The organism is uncultured Brevundimonas sp. (assembly GCF_963974615.1).
Taxonomy (GTDB): Bacteria; Pseudomonadota; Alphaproteobacteria; order Caulobacterales; family Caulobacteraceae; genus Brevundimonas.
Genome location: NZ_CAXBDH010000010.1, coordinates 100,581 through 121,544, shown reverse-complemented (window position 1 = coordinate 121,544; position 20,964 = coordinate 100,581). Strand labels below are relative to the sequence as shown.

Annotated in this window: 20 protein-coding genes; 3 read left to right on the top strand and 17 right to left on the bottom strand. The window is 65.8% G+C overall.

Annotation, left to right across the window (positions count from 1 at the left end):
• Positions 1 to 82: 82 nt before the first annotated feature.
• Positions 83 to 607 (top strand): S-type pyocin family protein, encoded by a 525-nt coding sequence (locus AAC050_RS08740; RefSeq protein WP_339914693.1) that lies wholly within the window; start codon positions 83 to 85, stop codon positions 605 to 607.
• On the opposite strand, the gene AAC050_RS08735 is transcribed toward AAC050_RS08740, so the two are convergent.
• The 14 genes from AAC050_RS08735 to AAC050_RS08670 form a co-directional block, all read right to left on the bottom strand.
• On the bottom strand, positions 604 to 1,029 hold the full coding sequence (locus AAC050_RS08735) for a helix-turn-helix domain-containing protein (protein WP_339914692.1): 426 nt from the start codon (positions 1,027 to 1,029) through the stop codon (positions 604 to 606). The genes AAC050_RS08740 and AAC050_RS08735 overlap by 4 nt on opposite strands.
• A gap of 96 nt (positions 1,030 to 1,125) precedes the next feature.
• Positions 1,126 to 2,721, bottom strand: a complete 1,596-nt coding sequence (gene lnt / locus AAC050_RS08730; protein ID WP_339914691.1) for an apolipoprotein N-acyltransferase — start codon at positions 2,719 to 2,721, stop codon at positions 1,126 to 1,128.
• Positions 2,708 to 3,160, bottom strand: a complete 453-nt coding sequence (ybeY, locus tag AAC050_RS08725; RefSeq protein ID WP_339914690.1) for an rRNA maturation RNase YbeY — start codon at positions 3,158 to 3,160, stop codon at positions 2,708 to 2,710. Before ybeY ends, lnt begins: the two co-directional genes overlap by 14 nt.
• Positions 3,157 to 4,137: a PhoH family protein gene (locus AAC050_RS08720; RefSeq protein ID WP_339914689.1), complete on the bottom strand. Its 981-nt coding sequence runs from the start codon at positions 4,135 to 4,137 to the stop codon at positions 3,157 to 3,159. Before AAC050_RS08720 ends, ybeY begins: the two co-directional genes overlap by 4 nt.
• Positions 4,137 to 5,579, bottom strand: coding sequence for a tRNA (N6-isopentenyl adenosine(37)-C2)-methylthiotransferase MiaB (gene miaB, locus AAC050_RS08715; protein WP_339914688.1), 1,443 nt, complete (start codon positions 5,577 to 5,579; stop codon positions 4,137 to 4,139). The genes AAC050_RS08720 and miaB overlap by 1 nt, the downstream gene beginning before the upstream one ends.
• A 49-nt stretch (positions 5,580 to 5,628) precedes the next feature.
• Complete coding sequence (locus tag AAC050_RS08710) at positions 5,629 to 6,096, bottom strand: Fur family transcriptional regulator (RefSeq protein WP_339914687.1); 468 nt, start codon at positions 6,094 to 6,096, stop codon at positions 5,629 to 5,631.
• Positions 6,097 to 6,119: 23 nt separating this feature from the next.
• The gene (locus AAC050_RS08705) at positions 6,120 to 6,560 is read right to left on the bottom strand and encodes a GNAT family N-acetyltransferase (protein ID WP_339914686.1); all 441 of its coding nucleotides are present in this window, start codon (positions 6,558 to 6,560) and stop codon (positions 6,120 to 6,122) included.
• Positions 6,557 to 7,240 (bottom strand): tRNA (adenosine(37)-N6)-threonylcarbamoyltransferase complex dimerization subunit type 1 TsaB, encoded by a 684-nt coding sequence (tsaB, locus tag AAC050_RS08700; protein WP_339914685.1) that lies wholly within the window; start codon positions 7,238 to 7,240, stop codon positions 6,557 to 6,559. Before tsaB ends, AAC050_RS08705 begins: the two co-directional genes overlap by 4 nt.
• Before the next feature lie 22 nt (positions 7,241 to 7,262).
• A complete protein-coding gene (locus tag AAC050_RS08695; protein WP_339914684.1) occupies positions 7,263 to 7,655 on the bottom strand; it encodes a helix-turn-helix transcriptional regulator in 393 nt (130 codons plus the stop codon).
• A 73-nt stretch (positions 7,656 to 7,728) separates the two neighbouring features.
• Complete coding sequence (locus AAC050_RS08690; RefSeq protein WP_339914683.1) at positions 7,729 to 8,325, bottom strand: helix-turn-helix transcriptional regulator; 597 nt, start codon at positions 8,323 to 8,325, stop codon at positions 7,729 to 7,731.
• A gap of 68 nt (positions 8,326 to 8,393) precedes the next feature.
• The gene (locus AAC050_RS08685; RefSeq protein WP_339914682.1) at positions 8,394 to 8,951 is read right to left on the bottom strand and encodes a NifU family protein; all 558 of its coding nucleotides are present in this window, start codon (positions 8,949 to 8,951) and stop codon (positions 8,394 to 8,396) included.
• 59 nt (positions 8,952 to 9,010) lie between these two features.
• Positions 9,011 to 9,484, bottom strand: coding sequence for a universal stress protein (locus AAC050_RS08680; protein WP_339914681.1), 474 nt, complete (start codon positions 9,482 to 9,484; stop codon positions 9,011 to 9,013).
• Between the two features lie 21 nt (positions 9,485 to 9,505).
• Entirely contained in the window at positions 9,506 to 14,377 is a 4,872-nt protein-coding gene (locus AAC050_RS08675; RefSeq protein ID WP_339914680.1) for an NAD-glutamate dehydrogenase, read from the bottom strand.
• 396 nt (positions 14,378 to 14,773) lie between these two features.
• Positions 14,774 to 15,907, bottom strand: a complete 1,134-nt coding sequence (locus AAC050_RS08670; protein WP_339914679.1) for an AI-2E family transporter — start codon at positions 15,905 to 15,907, stop codon at positions 14,774 to 14,776.
• 97 nt (positions 15,908 to 16,004) lie between these two features.
• Here AAC050_RS08670 and AAC050_RS08665 point away from each other — a divergent pair, with 97 nt between their 5' ends.
• Complete coding sequence (locus tag AAC050_RS08665) at positions 16,005 to 17,549, top strand: helicase HerA-like domain-containing protein (RefSeq protein ID WP_339914678.1); 1,545 nt, start codon at positions 16,005 to 16,007, stop codon at positions 17,547 to 17,549.
• Positions 17,550 to 17,589: 40 nt separating this feature from the next.
• Here the strand turns inward: AAC050_RS08665 and AAC050_RS08660 are convergent, their stop codons facing one another.
• Together AAC050_RS08660 and timA are read right to left on the bottom strand one after the other, a co-directional pair.
• Positions 17,590 to 18,765 carry an MltA domain-containing protein gene (locus tag AAC050_RS08660; protein WP_339914677.1) on the bottom strand — a complete coding sequence of 392 codons (1,176 nt, stop codon included), beginning with the start codon at positions 18,763 to 18,765 and terminating at the stop codon, positions 17,590 to 17,592.
• Between the two features lie 11 nt (positions 18,766 to 18,776).
• Complete coding sequence (gene timA / locus AAC050_RS08655; RefSeq protein ID WP_339914676.1) at positions 18,777 to 19,397, bottom strand: TIM44-related membrane protein TimA; 621 nt, start codon at positions 19,395 to 19,397, stop codon at positions 18,777 to 18,779.
• Between the two features lie 261 nt (positions 19,398 to 19,658).
• Here timA and secB point away from each other — a divergent pair, with 261 nt between their 5' ends.
• Positions 19,659 to 20,195 carry a protein-export chaperone SecB gene (gene secB, locus AAC050_RS08650; protein WP_339914675.1) on the top strand — a complete coding sequence of 179 codons (537 nt, stop codon included), beginning with the start codon at positions 19,659 to 19,661 and terminating at the stop codon, positions 20,193 to 20,195.
• A gap of 34 nt (positions 20,196 to 20,229) precedes the next feature.
• Here the strand turns inward: secB and dnaQ are convergent, their stop codons facing one another.
• A complete protein-coding gene (dnaQ, locus tag AAC050_RS08645) occupies positions 20,230 to 20,961 on the bottom strand; it encodes a DNA polymerase III subunit epsilon (RefSeq protein ID WP_339914674.1) in 732 nt (243 codons plus the stop codon).
• Between the last annotated feature and the right edge of the window lie 3 nt (positions 20,962 to 20,964).

The following is a 20,964-nucleotide window of genomic DNA, read 5'->3' as shown; positions in this document are numbered from 1 at the left end:
GAGCCGGACCCGGGACGACGGGATTTGCGGCCACGTCGAATTTCAACTATAGGAAGTTCGCGTTTCCCGCATGGAGGGAGTTATGCCCGCTCGATCCCTGACCAGGATGGCTCTGGTCTCTGTCACCGCGTTCAGCCTCGCAATGATCTGGGGCTGCGATAATGGCGGGTCCGCCGTCGAATCCCGTGACCGGACGATAGAGGCTGCCTTGCCGGTTGCCGCAGATCCGGCGGGACCTGGCCCTGCCGCTGCCACCCGGACCCGGCCGCCGATAACGGCAAACCGGCGGGAAACCGTCGAGGACAAGATCACCCGACTGTATCAACGCAACGGTGCGGCATTCGGCGCGCGTTCGGCCGAGGACTATCTGGCGCGAATGAAGGCCTTCGTCGAAAACCCGCCGCGGGATGTCGAAACCGCCCGTCGTCCGAACGGTGACACCCTCTACTATCAGGCCGCGACCAACACCTTTGCCGTCGCCGCCCGCGACGGTACGCCAAGAACGATGTTCAAGCCCGACAACGGGTCGGCCTACTGGATCATCCAGAAGGAGCGGGCACCGGATTTCGGACGGCAAGGTGCCAGCCCGACGTCCGCTCCAGACTAGGCCTGTTTGGCTTCTGAATCCTGCTGATGGTCAACCATCTCGCGAACCAGTTCCAGCGCCAGCTTCTGCTGTCGCGTCGACAGCTGCGGGGCAAGCCGGGCAACCTCTATCGTATAGCGGGTTGAGGGGAAGTCGTGATCATATGACTGTGCTCCGCCCTCACCCACACCTGCACCGGTCTGGTTGAGCCCCTCAAAGAAATAGCCGATGTCGACCTTGAAAAAGCGGGCGATGTCCCAGAGCTTGGATGCTGAAATCCGGTTCGCACCCTTCTCATATTTTTGAATCTGCTGGAATGTGAGTCCGAGCGCCCGCCCCAGATCGCTCTGATTATAGCCCAGGCTGATCCGTTTTTCACAAACACGCCGACCGACATGCCGGTCTACCGGATGAGGTCCATCTTCGCCGCCGCCTCTCGCCATGGTTTTTCTCAAGGTCCCTGTTATCCCCAACACATCCTGCAATGCGCCCACAGGCGCGAGCTGTCACCCAAAATCAGGAAAATGACGGTTCCTGATTCAACCCCCACGCGCCCGCCACGCCTGCACTCTGGGGGCCGTCAGGACTAATCCGCCGATTATCGCCAGCCAAAACAACAGGTCGCCGAAGCGACCAAATATGGTCACAGGCGCGGGTTGCGGAAGCGCTGCGTCAATCACGCCACTTTCGCCGGAATTCAATCTCTGGCCATCGACGACACGGCCCCATGGATCAATCATCGCCGACACGCCGGTTGGCGTGGCCCGAACCACCGGAAGCCCGGTTTCGATAGCCCGGTAGCTGGCCAGATTCAGGTGCTGCAGGGGCCCCGAACTCTGACCGAACCAGGCATCATTGGAAACGTTCACGATCCAGTCGGGCCGTCCGGCACCCCCCGACGTAAACCCCGGGAACAGACTTTCATAACAGATCAACGGTTGGGCCCGGCTCCCGTCCGGCAGGCCGATCGGGGCGGGCGTCGGCCCGGCGCTGAAGTCGGCCGGAACATGAACCAGACTGCGGACGCCGAGACGGCTCATCAACCGGCCCAGCGGCAGGTATTCACCGAACGGTACCAACCGGTGCTTGTCGTAAATCGCGGTGACGCGAAGACCCGCCTCTCCCACATCCTGCAGCACGAACAGGCTGTTGAAATAGCGCGCGCCGCTCTCGGCTGTCGCATCGGCCTCCCCCCGCCCGAGACCGACCATCAGAACCTGACCCGGCTGCAGCGCACGGGCGATGGCAACGGCATCCGGCGATCCGGCTCCAAAAACCTCATTGGCTGTCGCCGGCAGAGCCCCTTCGGGCCAGACGACAATATCCGGAACCGACCGGCCGGGCGCGGAGGTCAGGCTCACATAGCGGTCGACAATGCCGCGATAGGCTTCAGCCGTCCATTTGGACTCCTGGGGGACGTCGGCCTGAACGATCCGAACCAGGGTGTCCGTAAATTGCAGCCGGGCCTGGCCGAGATGGATGGTGCCACCGATCCAGAGGGCGGCCAGGACCAGAAGGCCAGCCGCAACGCCGCCGATCCGGGCCCGGCGAAGTTCGGGCCCCCGCAACAGGCCAAGGGTCGAAACCGCCGCGACCGTGACGAAGCCAAGGCCGTAGACTCCGGCAACGGCGGCGAACTGGGACATCGCCGAACCGGCCTTCCAGCTGGCTCCCGCCGGGTTCCAGGGGAAGCCCGTCAGAACATGTCCGCGCAGCCATTCCAGCAGGGCGAAACAGGCGGCGAACACCAACACCCGGCGGATACCGGCCGGAGCGAAACGACGGTACAGGGCCGTCGCGCCGCCCCAGAACAGACCCAGCCCCATGGGCAGGAAACTGGCGGCGAACGGAGCCATCCAGGCCTGGTCCGGGTTGACCAGAAAGGCCTCGGCCACCCACCAGCAGCCGACGAAGAAATAGGCGAACCCGGCCAGCCAACCCATCCAGAACGCCCCCCGCACCGAGGTCGAGCGTTCCGCCAGCAGCATCAACAGCGGATAGCCGAGCAGGCCGGGCAGGACGCCGAACGGCGGGTGAGCCAGCGCCGTCCCCGCACCGGCCAGCAGGGCCAGACCGATCCGGATCCAGCGGAGGATCAGGGCGTGGCGCGGGTGGGTCGGGTCAAGCTTGAGCATCGGACCTGTATGGGTCGGCGACACCGAGGCTGGCAAGGATCGACCGCTCCTCGGCCTCCATCGCCTCGGCCTCGACATCGTCTTCATGGTCCCGACCCAGCAGATGCAGCACCCCGTGCACCACAAGGTGGCTGAGATGATCCGCCAGGGTCTTGCCCTGGGCCCCGGCCTCGGCGCGGCAAACACCCGAGGCGAGGGCGATGTCGCCGAGCAGGTCTCCCGCTCCCTCGGCCGCCGGAAAGGACAGGACGTTGGTCGGCTTGTCCTTGCCCCGGAACCGCGCATTCAGGTCACGCACGCCGGCGTCATCGGTCAGCAGCACCACGACCTCGCCCTCGATCCGCCCGAGGGCGGCCGTGGCGGCGCGCTCGACCACGCCGGTCAGGTCCGGACCGACAGGGGACCAGCCGTCAGCGTCGTCCTCAACAATCTCGATCATCGGCTTGCCGTGTCCTCAAGATCGGGTCGCGGCCGGTCGCGCCCTGCATCGGCGTCATAGGCGCGCACGATCCGCTCGACCATGGCATGACGGACCACGTCCTGGGCCTCGAATTCCAGCACCCCGACCCCTTTCACATCCCGCAGGATGCGCAGGGCGTGGGCCAGTCCGGAATCGCGGGGATTCAACAGGTCAACCTGACTGGGGTCGCCGGTGACCACCATCCGGGCCCCCTCGCCCAGACGGGTCAGGACCATCTTCATCTGCAGGCGTGAGGTGTTCTGGGCCTCGTCGACGATGACGAAGGCATGGCTGAGCGTGCGACCGCGCATGAAGGCGATCGGGGCCGCCTCGATCTCGCCCTTGTCGCGGCGGCGCTGCACGTCCTCGGGGCCGAGGATGTCGTTCAGCGCCTCCCAGATCGGGGCCAGATAGGGGTCGACCTTTTCGTTCAGGTCGCCGGGCAGGAAGCCCAGCTTCTCACCCGCCTCGACCGCCGGCCGGGTGATGACCAGACGATCGACCTGGCCCCGGCGCAGCAGGGAGGCCCCGTAGGCGGCCGCCAGGAAGGTCTTGCCTGTGCCCGCCGGGCCGACCCCGAAACTGAGCTCACAGCGGGCCAGGATTTCGAGATAGCGGGCCTGGGCATTGGTCTTGGGCACAATGGCCCCGCGCTTGCCGACCGGCAGGGCCATAGGGTCTGTGCTGACGCCACCGCCACGGATCGTGCCCATGATGGTGCGTACATCGGCCTCGGTCACCTCGGCCCCCTTGTCGGCCCGTTTGACCAGCGATTCGATCACCTGCCGGGCATGGGCGCGGTCTCGGGCCGAGCCGTTGATCGAGACCCCACCACCGGGGGCCTCGACCAGAACCTTGAAGGCATCCTCGATCAGGGCGACGTGGCGGCTGTTGGGACCGATGACGGCCCGCAGGGCCCGGTCATCAAGGGTCAGGAACTCGGACTCACGCGCCATCAGGCCGCCTTCTGCTCAACAAGACGACCCGCCAGACTGTTCTGCGTGCCGCTTTCAATCTCCACAGCAACGATCCGGCCGAGAAGATGCTCCCCGTTCTCGACGTGAACCGACTGGAGATAGGGTGAGCGACCAATGGCCTGACCCGGATTGCGTCCCTTGCGCTCGAACAGGACGGGCAGGGTCTTGCCGGTCTGGGACGTATTGAAGGCCGTCTGCTGTTCGAACAGCAGGGCCTGCAGCGCGTGCAGCCGTTCGCGGGCCACGGCCTCCGGCACCTGACCGGCCATAGCGGCGGCGGGCGTGCCCGGACGCGGCGAATACATGAAGGAGAAGGCCGAAGCATAGTTGACCTGCCGCACCAGGTTCAGGGTGTCCGCAAAATCACGATCGGTCTCGCCCGGGAATCCGACGATGAAATCGCCCGAGATCGCCATGTCCGGCCGGACCCGGCGCATCCGGTCGATCACGTCGAGATAGGTCTTCTGGCCGTGCTTGCGGTTCATCAGCCGCAGGATGCGGTCCGAGCCGGACTGCACCGGCAGATGCAGATAGGGCATCAGGACGTCCAGCTCGCCATGGGCGGCGATCAGGTCCTCACTCATGTCATTGGGATGACTGGTCGTATAGCGCAGCCGGTCCAGCCCCGGGATCTCGGCCAGGGCATGCGCCAGCCGCGCCAGGGTCGAGGGCGCGCCGTCCGGGCCCGCGCCGTTGTACGCATTGACGTTCTGGCCCAGCAGCGTGATCTCGCGCACGCCCCGCTCCGCCAGGGCCCGGGCCTCGATCAGGATGTCCGCTACGGGTCGCGACCACTCCGCGCCGCGCGTATAGGGCACGACACAGAAGGTGCAGAATTTGTCGCAACCTTCCTGCACAGTCAGGAAGGCCGTCGGTCCCTTGACGCCGCGCGGTCCGATCCGTTCGGACGACATGGCGTCAAATTTGGCATTGGGCGCGAAATCGGCCCCGATCCGCTCGCCGCGGGCCCGGGCGGTGCGGGTCAGCAGCTCCGGCAGCTGGTGATAGGCCTGCGGCCCGACCACCAGGTCGACCGCCGGCTGACGGCGCATGATCTCCTCGCCCTCGGCCTGGGCGACGCAGCCGGCCACGGCGATAATCATCGGAGTCTTCGAATTCCCTGTCGCAGTCGTCGAATTCCTCGCCCGGGCGTCTTTCAATTCTCTCAGCTTGCCGAGTTCGGAATAAACCTTCTCGGCCGCCTTTTCGCGGATGTGGCAGGTGTTGAGGATGACAAAGTCGGCGTCCTCGGGGCTGTCGGTGGTGGCATAGCCCAGCGGGCGCAAGACATCGGCCATGCGCTCGGAATCATAGACGTTCATCTGGCAGCCGTAGGTCTTGATGAACAGGTGCCGGGTTCCCGTCTCGGGAGGCGCGACACCGTCTCCATCGATCGCGGGCGGAACGAGGGTCTCGGTCATGACCGGCTTATGATCGTCGAACCCGGCCTCCGCAAGGCGGAGGGGGGCCTCAGTCCTCGTGCCGATGGGACTGACGGGTAAAGATGAGGCCTTCCCGCTTGGACGGCTCGGCCCCCTCGATCGGCGTGCCGTACAGTTCCAGCTTGTGACCGATCAGCTTGAAGCCGAGGCGTTCCGCGATCTCGGTCTTGAGGCGTTCAATCTCGGCATCGAAAAACTCGATGACCTCACCCGACTTGGCGTCGATCAGGTGGTCGTGATGATCATCACCCGCCTCCTCATAACGCGAGCGGCCGTCCCCGAAATCATGCTTCTCCACGACCCCGGCCTCCTCGAACAACCGCACGGTCCGATAGACCGTGGCGATCGAGATATGGGGGTCGATGGCCGAAGCCCGTCGATACAGTTCCTCAACATCGGGGTGATCGTCGGCGTCCGACAACACACGCGCAATAACGCGCCGCTGTTCGGTCATGCGCATGCCGCGATCGGCGCAAAGTTTCTCAATCCGGTCCATGGAGAGGCAGGATAGGCAGGCAATCAGGGTATGGGAAGCGACCTTGGTATGTTCAGGCTCAGAAGCAGGGCGTCCACTGCCGGTGACTCCTTCCGCGCGTAATAGCCTGGTCGCTGCCCGGCGACCGCAAACCCGGCACGCGCATACAGGGTTCGCGCGGCGACATTATCCGCAGCGACCTCGAGAAACAGACGGCGAGCACCGGCCGCCGCAGCCATCTGCGCCCCCTGTTCGGTCAACCAAAGACCCAGACCAGCGCGCCGCGAACCGGGCGCGACAGCCAGCGTCAGTATTTCCGCCTCGTCTGCGACGACCCGAACCAGAATGAACCCCCCCGGACGGGACACGGCGATCACCCCTGCCTGATCCAGCAGATCGGCAATAGCCGCTTCTGACCAGGCCGACTCGAAGGCCTCGGCATGAATCGCCGCCAGAGACGCCGGATCCTGCCGCGCCGCGGTCACTTGTCCTTCACCGGACTTCTGGGTCGGCCCGGCAGTCGGGTCGGCGGCGTGGCGTCCGGCGCACGCAAATACTCGGGCCGGGCCGGAGCCGCGGCAGGATCCGCCGCCGCAACCAGCCGCGCGAGTCCGGCCGGCGTCGGGCCCGACAGGTCGGCGATCACGGCGTCGGTCGCCCCCTCTGCCATCAGGATCGCGCCCGAACCGACCAGGGTCGCCCCCGGAGCCAAAGTAGCCAACCGCCCGCCGGCCGCTTCCAGCGACAGGGCTTGTGCCGGGCCTGTGGCCGTCCCGGCACACCAGAATCGCGCATAAACCTGACCCCGGCGAGCGTCGATCAGGGCCACGACGTCAGCGTCATCCGACGTCGCATCAACCGATGCAGCCAGGGCATCGAGCGTGGAAATCCCCACGACCGGTCGGTTCAGGGCCGTACCAAGCCCTTGGGCAAAAGCCAGTCCAACCCTGAGGCCGGTAAAGGACCCCGGACCGGTGGTGACGCCGATCCGGTCCACGGCTTCAAATCCGCCGCCGGCTTCAGCTACCACCCCAGCCACAAGACCGGCCAGACGCTCCTGATGGCCCTTGAGCATCACCTCCGAGCGCACGGCCAGGGGGCGACCGCCCTCAAAGACAGCGGCGGTACACAGCGACAGGGCTGTATCGACAACCAGAACCCTCACGGCTGACACCGGCTGTCAGGCCTCAGCCGGCCCGCGCCAGACTCTCGACGATCCGCGCCACCGCTCGCCGGACCTGAAGGTCGGCGATCAACGGGAAAGCCGTCGCCACCGTGCGCCCCTCGGCGGAAGCCTGCAGGTGGCGAACCTTTCCCAGCCAGTCCGGCCTCTCTGATCCGCCACCGGCGGTCTCGACCGGCGGAAACAGGGCCTCCACGGACGTACCGAGAATGGTGGCGATACGATGCAGGCGCGAGGCTGAAACACGATTGGCCCCGGTCTCGTATTTCTGGACCTGCTGAAAACTGATCCCCAGCTCGCCCGCCAGCGCCGACTGCGACATACCCAGGGCTGACCGCCTGAGGCTGATGCGCGCACCGACATAGACGTCCACACTGTCGCCGGACCGCACACCCATGGTCAGCTTCCGTCCGTTGAACCTGACGAAACTGTTTCATGGGCCGCAAGAAAATACAACGCTTTTGTTTCATTCAGAACTCCAGGCGCGCCATGACGGCCGAAACCATGGAAATGTCGGAACGCGGAATCTGCACCGTTACCGCAAGGCCGCCCGGACCTCCCCGAACACTCACGACTCCATCATCGGCCCACTCATACAGGCGAACACGCACGCTCCCGTCCTGCATCTGGATAACACAGCCCTGATCGCGCCGCGGCCAGCGTCCGGATTGGTATTCCAGCACCACGCCCGACGCGGCCCATGGACTGAGGTCATCGTTGGACAGCTGTAGACGACGAACCTCCGGCTTTGACGCCGCCTCGCCGGCGTCAAACGCCCTGCCCCGCTCCTCAACGCCCGCAACAACCGGCGCAGCTTCAGCCGCGTACGCTGAGACCGGGCCCGGCATCAGGGCGTCAGGAGTGAAATCGAGAGCCCCGGTCAAACGCCGCTGAACATCGGGCCGGAACAGCCCCGGTCGCCGTCCCGCCTCGTACAGCCCCCAGCCCTGGCCCGTCATGCCGACACGGGCCCCGGCTTCTGCCTGGCTCAGGTCGCGTTCGTGTCGCAGCGCCGCAAGGGACTCGCCCAGGCGCCGCGCAGCAGGATCGTATTGAAAACGGGACATGGCCACAAGAATGGCACCGACCCCGCCCGATGACGAGGACGAAATCGTTTCAAAGCGGATGAATGGCCCTAGAGAACCTGCTCGACGCGGGTGACCTCGGGTATGTAGTGTTTCATCATCTGCTCGACCCCGGCCTTGAGCGTCGCGGACGAGGATGGACAACCGGCACAGGCACCGCGCATCCGCAGCGACAGCACGCCACTTTCCACGTCAAACGAGTCGAACAGGATGTCACCGCCGTCCTGGGCCACAGCCGGGCGCACCCGGCTGTCAAGCAACGCCTTGATCTCGAGGACGACCTCACTGTCGTCCTCGGCGTGCTGGTCAGAGGTCCCGACCTCGCCCGACAGTAGCGGCGCGCCGGAAACGAAATGGTCCATGATCGCCGCCAGAACCGGTGCCTTGATCCCGGTCCAGTCAACAGCGGGGTCACGGGTCACCGACACATAGTCCGCGCCGAAAAACACACCGGTGACGCCTTCGACCTGGAACAACGCCCCGGCCAGGGGGGAACCGGTGGCAGCCTCTGTGTCGAGAAACTCATGAACACCGGCAGGGGACACATCACGCCCGGGCAGGAATTTCAGGACGTTCGGATTCGGCGTCGCTTCGGTCTGGATAAACATGATGTGCAGATGCGCGCAGCAGTGCCGTCTTTCAAGCCCGCTCGGCGACGCAGACCTCTTCAGGCCAGATCTTCGATGTCCTGTTCCGTCAACTCACCGGGCACGATGGTCACCGGCAATTTCCGCCCCCCGAAGGCCGCGCCCTGTTTGAGCACAGCGGTGACCAGCGGACCGGGACCGCGCGCACCCGAGCCGGCAGCAAGGACCAGGATCTTGATCTCGGGATCTTCGCCCACGACCTTGTGAATGGCCGCCTGCGGCTCACCCTCCTCAATCAGGAACAGCGGTTGCGCCCCCGACCGTTCCGCCGCTGTCTCTCCGAGCCGGGTCAACAGGCCTTCGGCCTCGGCCCGCAGTTCCCGCTGGATTTCATCGCGGGCCCCCGACCAGTGGGCATCAGACCCAGGAGGAATGACCCGCAACAGGGCGACACGCCCCCCCGTTGAGCGGGCCCTCCGTGCCGCATAGCGCAGGGCGGCGTCGAACTCCGGACTGTCGTCGACGACGACCAGGAATTTACGTGGCACGGGCATTCCTTTCGATCATCGTCAGCATCAGGTCGCCGATGCCGCCACTTCGCGAATTACCCCGTTGGCGATGGTCAATTTGGCGAAGCTCCAGCCGGACCCCGAGGCCTCGATCTCATCCACGGAAGCGCGAACCCCCTCGACAATCTTCAGGCGCGGTCCGATCCAGTCATCCACAGCCCGTTCGGCAGCGGCTTCGCTCTCCCCGACCGAAGCATCGACAGACCGGGCCACGGCACGGGTCAGCACCATCTGCTCGGACATCAGGTCCTCGATCATCCGGCGTACAGCCAGGCGGTCGAAATGATCCGCCGAAGGGACTGCGCCCGCCGCCGCGCGCAGCCGATCAAAGTCGAACGCCGCACCGACCTGATGATACAGGCGCGCCATCAGAGGCTCCGGCCATTTGGCCTCACGCGCCAGGTCGCCGATATCGGACGTCGCCACCAGCGGCCGAAGCAGGGCAATGGTGCGCGCCATCTCAACCGGAGTGCCCAGGCCGATAAAGGTCTGCACCCGATGTTCCAGACGGTCCTGTTCGAAATGGGACAGGACCGCGCCGCCATTGGCGCGCAACACGTCGGCAGCCGGACGGTAGGCGGCGATCAACCCCCCGACGGTCGCGCCGGCCCGCGCGGCCCGGCGGGCCAGCCAGAAAGTCTGGCGGCGCAGAACCGTGCCGATCTCGGCATAGAGTCGGGTCTGGGCCTCGGCCGATATCTTCAGATCCAGCGCCGAGACCGCATCCCAGGCCTCGTCGAGCCGGAACACGCGTCGGGCCGCTTCGAAGGCAATGACCATGGCGGTGGTGTCGCACTCGGCGCTGAGTCGCAGCCGCTCGGGAAAGGTCGGGCCGGCCATGTTGACGATCTCGTTGGCCAGGATCGTCGCCACGATCTCGCGCCGCAGCCGGTGACGCTTCATATCGGCCTCAAACTTCGCCAGCGGACCGGGGAAGTAGCGCACCAGGGTTTCCTCGAAGAACGGGTCTTCGGGAGCCGCCGATGCGACGATTTCATCAAACAATTCGATCTTCGAATAGGCAGTGAGGACGGCCAGCTCCGGGCGGCTCAGGGCCTGCCCGGACAATTTCATCTCGGCCAGTCGAAGATCGTCGGGCAAACCCTCGACCTTGCGGTCCAGCTTACCCCGGGCCGCGAGCTCGATCATGAAACCCTGCTGGGCCTCAAGGCCACGGGCCCCCTCGGCTTCCTGCAGGGTCAGGGCCAGGGTCTGGTCATAGTTGTGCGCCAGGACCTTGAGACCGACCTCGTCCGTCATTGAGGCCAGAAGCGCGTTGCGATCAGAAGCCTGCAACGCCCCCGAGGCGATCGCCGCCCTGGTCAGGATCTTGATGTTGACCTCATGGTCAGAGGAATCGACCCCGGCGGAGTTGTCGATGGCGTCGGTATTGATACGACCGCCGGCAAGACGCGCAAACTCGATCCGGCCCGCCTGGGTCAGGCCCAGATTGGCCCCCTCACCAACGACCCTGACCCGTAACTCGGCCCCGTCGACGCGAATGGCGTCATTGGTCTTGTCCCCGACCTGGGCGTCGGTCTCGTTTCCGGCCTTCACATAGGTGCCTATGCCGCCGAAATAGAGCAGTTCGGCCGGGGCCTTGAGAATGGCCTTCATCAGGGCCGCGGGATCGAGCTCCTCATCGGTGATGTCCAGCGCTTCCCGAATTTGCGGGGTTAGCGCGATCGATTTTGCCGATCGGGAAAAGACGCCGCCACCCTCGGAAATCAATGACTTGTCATAGTCCTGCCAGGACGAACGCGGCAATTCGAACATGCGCTTGCGTTCGACCCAGGAGGTGGCGGGATCCGGATTGGGGTCGATAAAGATATCCCGGTGATCGAAGGCGGCAACGATCCGGGTGGCCTTCGACAGCAGCATGCCGTTGCCGAACACATCACCCGACATGTCGCCGACCCCGACGACGGTAAAGGGTTCGGTCTGGATGTCCTTGCCCATCTCCCGGAAGTGGCGCTTGACCGCCTCCCAGGTACCGCGCGCGGTAATGCCCATGACCTTGTGGTCGTAACCGACCGAACCGCCACTGGCGAAGGCGTCGTCCAGCCAGAAGCCATAGGAGGCGGAAATGCCGTTGGCGATGTCGGAAAAGGTCGCCGTACCCTTGTCGGCGGCAACCACCAGATAGGGATCATCACCCTCCCAGATGATCGTGTCATGAGGATGCACCACCGAGCCGTCAGCGGCGATATTGTCCGTAATGTCCAGAAGGCCGGACAGGAAGGTCTTGTAGGCTCGGATGGCTTCGGCCTGAACGAGATCGCGGTCGCCGCCCTTGGGCAGGCATTTCGGATAGAACCCCCCCTTTGAGCCGACCGGCACGATCACCGCGTTCTTGACCTGCTGCGCCTTGACCAGACCCAGAACCTCGGTGCGGAAATCGTCCCGGCGATCCGACCACCTCAATCCGCCCCGCGCCACCGGGCCGAAGCGCAGATGCACGCCCTCCACATGAGGGGCCCAAACGAAAATCTCGCGGTACGGGCAGGGTTTGGGCAGGTATTCGAGTTCGCGCGAAGCGATCTTGATCGAAATATAGGGCTTGGGAGCCCCGTCCGGACCCGACTGATAATAGTTGGTTCTCTTGATCGCCTGAACCAGCAGGGCAATGCGGCGAAGGGCGCGATCATCGTCGAGACTTTTCACGTCCTGCAGGAGCCGGGTTATCCGCCCGGTCAGCTCCGTAACCCGCGTCTTGCGGGCTGCAGTGTCACCGCCCTCCAGATCGAATTTGGCCTGAAACAGAAGCAGAATAGCCCGCGCTACCTCGGGATATTGGCGCAGGGCCTCTTCCTGCACCACCTGGCTGGGGTCGAGGCCGGTTTGCTGCCGGTACCGGGCCAGGGTGCGAATCAGTGCGGCCTCACGCCAGCTGACGCCCAGTTCAAGCACCAGTCTGTTGAACCCGTCACTTTCGGTTCGCCCGGACCAGACCGCTGAAAAGGCCTCCTCAAACGGCCCCTTGATGTCGCCAAACGTCAGGGCCTCGCCGTGTGGGTCCTCAAGCAGGAATTCATGAACATGAATGGGGTGATCGCCAATCGGACGGATCGGATGGCCCCACTCCTCCAGCGCCTTCAGGCCCATGTCGGCCAGGATCGGCAAGACATCGGACAGCGGCACCGCCGCCCCTCGCCGATAGAGCTTGAACCGGAAATGCAGGACTCCGTCGGTCGGGGTTCTGAAGGCCCGAACCGAAACCGGCTCTCCGCCATCAAGACGTCCGGAGTTGTTCAGGCGGTCAATCGCCTGAAGGTCCTCAACAGCCTCGGTCGCATCATAGCGATCGCGATAGCCGGCACCGAAAGCCTCGGCCCATTTGGCACTGACCGGTCCGACGGCGACCTCATCGAAATTGGCCGCCCGAACGGCGCTTTCGAAACGGTCGATCCAGCTTCGGCCGGCCTCCACCACAGCCGCTTCCAGCACGGCCTGGTCCGGACACGGATGATCACCCGGAGTCACCCCGATGATATAGTGGATCCGCACCAGGGGCTGATCTGACAGCTGCGGATACCAGGCTGAAAGACGCCCCCCCCAGGCCTGGGCCAGGATCCTGCCGATCCGCTCACGTACGCCGGCGTCAAAGCGTTCACGGGGGATGAAGGTCAGTACAGAAACGAACCGGTCGAACGGGTCGGGTCGGGTGAAGGTCTTGATCCGTGGCCGATCATAGAGATGGAGAATGCCGTTGGCGATCTCCAGCAGCTCATCCTCGCGGATCTGGAACAGCTCGTCGCGGGGATAGTTCTCGAGAATGTTGCGGAGCCGCTTTTCATTATGGCTTCCCGGCACCTTGCCGGCGCGGGCCAGGGCATTGGTCACCTTGCGACGCACCAGGGGGACCTGGGATGCCGTGCGATCGTAGGCCTCGGCCGTAAAAAGGCCGACGAAGCGGGTTTCGCCGGACGGCCGTCCGTCCGCGCCATACCGTTTGACCCCGATGTAATCCATATAGGCCCGACGATGGACGCGCGAACGGAGGTTGGCCTTCGCCACCGTCACCGGCTCCGACATATCCAGCTGCCGCTTCATCTGCCGGGTCAGGACCGCCGGCTCATTGGCGCGACGCAGGACGGTTCGCTCGGGATCGCTGAGCACCCCGAGGCCCTCACCGGACTGGCTGAGCGGGGCCTCCGCCTCATACCCCCCGTCGGCGCTGCGCGGATATTCATAGTCGCGGGCACCGAGGAATACGAAATGGTCGTCGTTAAGCCAGCTCAGAAAGGCCAGATTTTCCTCGAGCACGGCGGGATCGACACCCGGAGGACAGGCTTCCAGATGGGCGATCGATCGCGCCATCAGTCCGTTCATGGCGGCATGATCGACCACCGCCGCCCGCACATCGCTCAACGACCGGGCCAGGCCTTCACCCAGGGCGTCGCGTCGCTCCTGGGGCAGGGGGTCGATAATCACGATGATCATGGAGGTGCGCGCGAGATCGCCGCCGGGCCCGGCCACCTCGACCACCGGATGGAACAGGGCCCGCACGGTTACGCCGGCCTCAGCCAGCTCGCCCATGACACTGTCGACCAGGAAGGGCCGGTCGTCCTGAATGATCTGGACACTGTCGCAACCGGTCAGACGTCCGTCGGCTCCGGTCAGGGGACCGATAGTGATCCGGGCCGCCCCCCCGGCCTTGCGGCCCACCATGGAGCGCCAGAATGCGGCCAGCACGACAGCAAGGTCGTCACCCGCGATCTCGGGGGTTTCTTCAGCGGCATAATCATCAAACGCCTGCCGGAGATAGGACTGCTCAAGCGCATCCGGCTCCGGCTTGCTCAGGATCTTCGCAAAGCTCTTACCCAGAGCCTCCAGCGTTATCGGCTGCGAGGACTCGCTACGGGCTTCGCCAGACATGGGCAGGGTCTCTTAAAGCGCGGCCGCAAGCCGCTCATGGAACGTTCGGATCAGACACTAGAGTGGTTTGGAGCCCGGAGGAAACCGCTCCGTTACGGGCTTTCGACACTGTCGCTGACTAGGCCAGCGCCGCGGCCCGTGGAAGCCCCAAAACGCCCTCGCACCCGCCGCCCCGTCCCGGGCCGTCGCGACCGGCATCGTTGCTGCCTGAATGTTGTTTTTCTGCCTCAGACGACAAGGCCGCCGGACTCGCATCCGACGGCCTCTTTGGGGTCGACTCCGCAGGGGAGGGAAAGGTGTCGACCGCCCGGCTCCGCGGTCGGGGGGGAGGGATGACCGCGGCGTCAGCAAGAAGATGGGATCCGTTTCTCGCCCCGCAAGGGACGAGGTCGGGGATCAGGACCGTGGGGGGCGCGACCTCTTGACGCGGCCTGGAGTCGGACGCGGCGGCGGTGTCGGCCTGGTTTCGTTGGCATAGGGCTGGCCGTCTCCCGACAGCAGGACCGCCATCCAGCGGGAGCCCTTGAACTCGGCGAGAATGGCCATGGCCATCACCGCCAGTGGCGTCGACAGGAACATACCGACGACACCCCAGAGGTGGCCCCACAACGCCAGGGACAACAGCACCACGACGGGATCAATGTTCTGGTTGTCGCCCTGCATTCGCGGCTGAATCATATTGCCGACCACGAACAGGATCGCCTGCAGACCCACCAGCAGGACCAGGGCCGGCCAGTAGGCCGGAAACTGGACCAGGGCGAAAACCGGCGGAGCCAGGCCGGCGATGGCCCCACCCAGCACAGGGATAAAGCCGACGATGAAGATGACGAAGGTCCAGAATTCGGCATTGTGCAGACCCACGGCCCGCATCAGCAGCCAGGCGGCGGCGCAGATCATCACGCCGGTCACGGTCTGGACCCACAGATAGCCCTCGACCCCGGAACGGACCCGCTGGAAGACGGCGACCGCCTCGGACCGGGCCTCAGGACCGGGGAACATGGACACCAGCTTGGTCCGGAAGCCCGCCTGGGAGGCCAGCAGGAAGCCCAGATAGACCAGGACGAAGAAGGCCCCGGAGGCGATACCCTGCACCTGCAGGGCCAGCATCGTCACATAGGAGCGGATATCGAGCCCGGCGATCAGGTCATTGGCCGTCGGGGCCGTTCGTACGCCCAGCAGTCGCGAACCGTCGGTCAGAATTTGGTCGAGCCGGGGGCCGATGCCGGAAGACACACCCGTCGCATCGCTGAAGAAGCCGGCGGCACCGTTCACGATGATAGCGATGGAGGCGAAGAAGCCGAGAATAACGACTACCAGGGCGGCGATGCCGGCCCAGCGGGCGTTCAGGGGTGTGCGTTCCTCGATCACCCGCTTCACGCCGTCGATCATGATCATCAGGAAGATGGCCAGTGCCAGCGGCGTAAGAATGTCCCGCAGCCAGTACAGGCCCGCACCGGCAGCGACCGCCGCCAGCAGGACCAGGGCGTTGCGCGAGACCGCAGAGGCAGGGACAGCGTGGGCGGGTTTCATAACCTTACTTGTCGAAGTGTGGGCCCCCGGCGTCAATCGGGATTGTCCGGATCGTGCGGATCACTAAGCTGGACCGACCCCAGATATGGAGATCCCCATGGCCGACTCCGGCACCGCTGGCCTGTTCCTCGGCCAATCAACCGAACGCGAGGAGCTGTTGTTCAACCGCGTCAACCGGCACGGTGTGGTCGCGGGGGCCACGGGCACCGGCAAGACCGTGACCCTGCAGATCATGGCCCAGGGCTTTTCCGACGCCGGGATTCCGGTGTTCTGCGCCGATGTGAAGGGCGACCTGTCCGGAATCTGTCAGCCGGGCACGCCGAACGACAAGCTGCTGGCCCGGGCCGCGGGCATGGACCTGACGCTGAAACCGGCGGCCGCCCCGACCGTGTTCTGGGACCTGTATGGCGAGAAGGGCCATCCGGTCCGGGCCACGGTCAGTGAAATCGGACCGCTGCTGCTGGCCCGAATGCTGGACCTGAACGACGTCCAGGAGGGCGTGCTGGCGGTGGTCTTCCATGTCGCCGACAAGGAAGGCCTGCTGCTGCTGGACCTCGACGACCTGCGCAGCCTGCTGACCTATGTGGCCGAAAACGCCCAGACCATCGGTCGCGAGGTCGGCAATGTGGCCCCGGCCTCGATCGCCGCGATCCAGCGCAGCCTGCTGCAGCTGGAGCAACAGGGCGGCAAAGCCTTCTTCGGCGAACCGGCCCTGCGACTGGAGGACATGATCCGCACCGGCCTGGACGGCCGCGGCCAGGTCAATGTGCTGGCGGCCGACCGGCTGATGTCCAGCCCGCGCCTGTATGCCGCCTTCCTGCTGTGGCTGATGTCGGAGCTGTTCGAACAGCTTCCCGAGATCGGTGACCCGGACAAGCCGCGCCTCGTCTTCTTCTTCGACGAGGCCCACCTGCTGTTCAACGACGCCCCTCGGGCCCTGCAGGAAAAGGTCGAGCAGGTGGTGCGGCTGATCCGCTCCAAGGGCGTCGGGGTCTATTTCGTCACCCAGAACCCGGCCGACATCCCCGACAGCGTGCTGGGCCAGCTGGGCAACCGTATCCAGCACGCGCTGCGGGCCTATACGCCCGCCGACCAGCGCGGGCTGAAGGCGGCCTCGGAGAGTTTCCGGCCCAATCCGGCGTTTGACACGGCCGAGGCCATCCAGAGCCTGGGGGTCGGCGAGGCCCTGGTCTCGACCCTGAACGAGAAGGGGGCCCCGAAGGTGGTGGCCCGCACCCTGATCCGGCCGCCGGACTCGCGCCTGGGCCCGGCGACCGAGGCCGAGCGGGCCGCGGTTATGACCCGGAGCCCGGTGCGCGGCGTCTATGACCAGCTGGTCGACCGCGAGTCGGCCGAGGAGATCCTGGCCGCCCGGCACGCCGCCACCGACGAGGCCGCCGCTGAGGCGGCTGCCCTGGAGGCCAAAGCCAAGGCCGAGGCTGCCGCCGCAAAGACCGCGGACAAGACCGAAGCCGCCGCCGAGAAGGCGGACCGGGCCCGGGCCCGCGCCGCTCCCAAGGCCCGGCGCTCGACCCGACAGTCGCCGATGGAGGCGCTGACCAAATCGATGCTGCGCACGGCCGGCTCGACCCTGACCCGCGAACTGCTGCGTGGGGTGCTGGGCGGCTTGAAGCGACGCTAGGTTCTGTGACGACGGAGCCAATGCCCTCCCCGGGCTCAGTTTACCTGTCCCCGGAGTCCCCACGCTTGCGCGGGACCAGACGCCACATGCGCAGCGGATGGCGCACGGCCCCCGCCTCGGCCCCGGCGGACTCACCACGGCCCATATAGAGGTCGGCGCGGACCGGGCCGCGAATGGCCGAGCCGGTGTCCAGTGCCACCACCGCCCCCTGATAGCTGCCGCGGGCCCCCCGCAGATTACCGCCGTCAGCGCTGAGCCAGACGAGGTCGCCGTAGCGCCAGTGGGCCGGGTCGACGGCGATAGCGCGGCGGGCGGGCAGGGCAATGCCGGCGGCCCCGGCCGGGTCACCGCCATCATCAGGGTCGAGCCGGAAAAAGATGTACCGGGGATTCAGGGCCATGACCGCGCGGGCCTCGGCCCCGCGGTGGGCAGCCAGCCAGGCCCGGATGGCGTCGCCCGAGGTGCCGTTGGGCGGCAACAGGCCGTCACGGGCCATCGGCCGGGCGATGCCGACGAACGGAGCCCCGTTATCACCGGCATAGGCCAGCCGGGCCTGACTGCCGTCAGCAAAGGTCAGATAGCCAGACCCCTGAATCTGCAGAAAAAACAGGTCCTCGGCCCGCATCCAGGCGAGCGGGGCAACCGGCATAGCTGCCTCGATCACCGCGCGCTCGGGATAGGGGCCGGTGGAGCCATCGGCCTGCCGCTGCATAGCCTGGCCGTCCCGGCGCACCAGATCGGCGGGCACGCCCAGCACCGGGGCGTCAAATTCGGCATCAGGCTGACGCCGGGCCTCATATTCCGGTGCGAAATAGGCGGTCAGCAGGCCGGGAGACCCGTCATCGGCCCGGGCTGGAATGGCGACAAAGCCGGTCTCGAGAAAGGCGCGGGCGTCGGACGGGGAGACGGGGCCATGGGCAAGGGTTCGGGCCTGAGCGCACAGGGTCCGGGCAGCCGGGTCACGGGCGACGCCGCAGCCGGTACGCCAGGCGTTGAAGGCCGCCAGATGATCCTCATGATCCCAACCGGGCAGGGCCGTAAGGGCCAGACCGGTCGCGGTTGCGCCCCCGGTCGCGACCTCGGGTGCCGGACCGACGGGGACGGCCGGAACGGACACGGGGGCGGCGGGCCCGCTCACCGGCGTGGTGGCGCAGGCCGAAAGCGCCAGAACCGCGATCAGAACCGCGGCGGCGGCCCCCCGGCGCGACGCAGACACGGGCCGTCCACTCACGCGCTGGCGGGTTCGACCCGGGCCAGCACCCAGTTCGGATCATTGGCCCCGAGCAAACGCTCGAAAGTCCATTGTTCGGCGGTACGCCGTTCCTCGACCCGTTCCTCGCCACCGGCCGGCGTCAGCCGGTTACGCAATTCAGCGAGAAAGCGAACCCGGGCCACAGCACGGTCACCCTCGACCGTCGCCAATTCCAGGTCCGCGCGGGGTGGATGAATGAATTCCGATTGTTCGACATCACCGCGCGCCTCGCGCGCCGAAATACCGGCCTCGAACGACTCCATCACGCGAGACGTCAGCAGAGGTTTCAGCGTTTCCCGCTCGCCGGCAGCATAGGCGCGCACGATCGATTCATGCGCTTGCCGCGCGCCCTCCAGAAAGCGCGACGGGTCGAAGGCGGGGTCGCGGGCCTTAAGACCCGAAATCGCGGCGGCTGTGACCGCGTCCAGCGCCGGCGTACGCGACGCGGTTTCGGGCGGAGTCGCCGCCACAGGAGTCGCAGCGGCGGCCCGGGCATTGTCCTCGGGCTGCCGACCGACCTTCTTGCCCAGGACGTTATAGAGCTGGAACAGCACAAACAGTGCGATCACGGCGAAGATGACGAGCGGAAGATTCACCGGACGGGGCATCCTTAAACTGGCACCCGAAAATTCGGACAGGGCGCTGAAACTGACGATTACGGACTGATATGGGGTGTTGCAAGGCACACTGCACCCCTTGGCGACATTGACCCGGCCACTCGAGGCCGCCCCGGTCAGATATCAGTGTCAGGTGTCCATCGTTGCCGCAGGGGGTCTGACCGTGCTAGTCGCCGCGCCTTCACCGCAGGCCTGATCGCCTGTTCCGGCTTTCTTTCTCGAAACCACGGCACCCCGTTCATGACCGATTCCCCTCCTACCGCCGACACTCCCGATGCCGACACCACGAACCCCGAGACGAATGGCTCCCTGGCCGCCCCGACCGGCCCGACCGGCCCCGGCTTCCGCATCCTGGCCCAGTATGTTCGCGACATGTCATTCGAGAACCCCAAAGCCCCCGACAGCCTGCGCGTCGAAGGCAAGCCGGCCATCGATCTGGGCGTCGAGATGAATGCCCAGGGCCGTCAGGACGGCCTGTTCGAGGTCGAGCTGAAACTGTCGATCAAGGCCTCGACCGACGCCATGACCATGTTCCAGATCGAACTGCAGTACGGCGGTCTGTTCGCCCTGCACGGTGTTGAGGAAAAGGACATCGAGCCGATGCTGCTGATCGAATGCCCGCGCTATCTGTTCCCCTTCGCCCGCGAGATTATCGCCGGAGCCACGGCCGATGGCGGCTTCTATCCGCCGTTCATGATGGACCCGATCGATTTTGCGACCATCTATGCATCCCGGAAACAGGACGTCGCCCGCGGCGCTCCCGTCGGCCAGGCCTGAATCTCTTTCAGAGCCGATCCGGAAAGGGCGTTCGTCAGTCGACGGACGCCTTTTCCATGTCCAGACCATAGCCGGCCCAGAGGGACTGATCCTTCAGCACGGCCCCGAGAAAGGCCCGGTGCGCGGCCCGCTCGTCAGCGGTTGACCGGGGAGTCAACGGCCGGGGCCGGGCCGCATGCCCGCCGGACGCCATAAAGGCTGCGGTCGCCGCCACCGCCGTGGTGCGGCCGCTGCTGAGATCCAGCACCCGCTCCTTGCCGCCCTTCAACTCCAGATACACTTCGGCCAGCAGCCGGGCGTCGATCAGGGCTCCGTGCAGACTGCGTTCGGCCAGCGATATCTTGAACCGGCGGCACAGGGCATCGAGCGAATTGCCCATGCCGGGAAAGCGTTTCTGGGCCAGCTTCAGGGTGTCGACCCAGCGCGCTTCTTCGAGCACCGGCTGACCGCACAGGGTCATTTCGTGGTTGATGAACCCCCGGTCGAAGGCGGCGTTATGGGCCACGACCGGCGCATCGCCGATGAAGGCCATCAGGTCGGCGGTGATGTCGCGGAATTTGGGAGCATTGCGAACCTGTTCGTCCGTAATGCCGTGCACCCGGATCGCATCGGGATCGATCAACCGTTCCGGATGGACCAGACGGTGAAAGGTGCGGCCGGTCGGCAGCAGGTCCTCGATCTCGATACAACCGACCTCGATGAGCCGGTGGCCCTGACGCGGATCCAGTCCGGTGGTTTCGGTGTCGAGGACGATTTCGCGGGCCATGCT

Excerpts from the sequence above, each read along its gene's own strand:
- AAC050_RS08675 (WP_339914680.1), bottom strand. The coding sequence starts at position 14,377 with ATGTCTGGCGAAGCCCGTAGCGAGTCCTCGCAGCCGATAACGCTGGAG.
- dnaQ (WP_339914674.1), bottom strand. The coding sequence starts at position 20,961 with ATGGCCCGCGAAATCGTCCTCGACACCGAAACCACCGGACTGGATCCG.
- AAC050_RS08695 (WP_339914684.1), bottom strand. The coding sequence starts at position 7,655 with ATGGGTGTGCGGTCCGGCGACAGTGTGGACGTCTATGTCGGTGCGCGC.
- AAC050_RS08680 (WP_339914681.1), bottom strand. The coding sequence starts at position 9,484 with ATGCCCGTGCCACGTAAATTCCTGGTCGTCGTCGACGACAGTCCGGAG.
- AAC050_RS08710 (WP_339914687.1), bottom strand. The coding sequence starts at position 6,096 with ATGGACCGGATTGAGAAACTTTGCGCCGATCGCGGCATGCGCATGACC.
- AAC050_RS08670 (WP_339914679.1), bottom strand. The coding sequence starts at position 15,907 with ATGAAACCCGCCCACGCTGTCCCTGCCTCTGCGGTCTCGCGCAACGCC.
- miaB (WP_339914688.1), bottom strand. The coding sequence starts at position 5,579 with ATGACCGAGACCCTCGTTCCGCCCGCGATCGATGGAGACGGTGTCGCG.
- AAC050_RS08735 (WP_339914692.1), bottom strand. The coding sequence starts at position 1,029 with ATGGCGAGAGGCGGCGGCGAAGATGGACCTCATCCGGTAGACCGGCAT.
- AAC050_RS08690 (WP_339914683.1), bottom strand. The coding sequence starts at position 8,325 with ATGTCCCGTTTTCAATACGATCCTGCTGCGCGGCGCCTGGGCGAGTCC.
- AAC050_RS08740 (WP_339914693.1), top strand. The coding sequence starts at position 83 with ATGCCCGCTCGATCCCTGACCAGGATGGCTCTGGTCTCTGTCACCGCG.
- ybeY (WP_339914690.1), bottom strand. The coding sequence starts at position 3,160 with ATGATCGAGATTGTTGAGGACGACGCTGACGGCTGGTCCCCTGTCGGT.
- lnt (WP_339914691.1), bottom strand. The coding sequence starts at position 2,721 with ATGCTCAAGCTTGACCCGACCCACCCGCGCCACGCCCTGATCCTCCGC.
- AAC050_RS08720 (WP_339914689.1), bottom strand. The coding sequence starts at position 4,137 with ATGGCGCGTGAGTCCGAGTTCCTGACCCTTGATGACCGGGCCCTGCGG.
- AAC050_RS08685 (WP_339914682.1), bottom strand. The coding sequence starts at position 8,951 with ATGTTTATCCAGACCGAAGCGACGCCGAATCCGAACGTCCTGAAATTC.
- secB (WP_339914675.1), top strand. The coding sequence starts at position 19,659 with ATGACCGATTCCCCTCCTACCGCCGACACTCCCGATGCCGACACCACG.
- AAC050_RS08665 (WP_339914678.1), top strand. The coding sequence starts at position 16,005 with ATGGCCGACTCCGGCACCGCTGGCCTGTTCCTCGGCCAATCAACCGAA.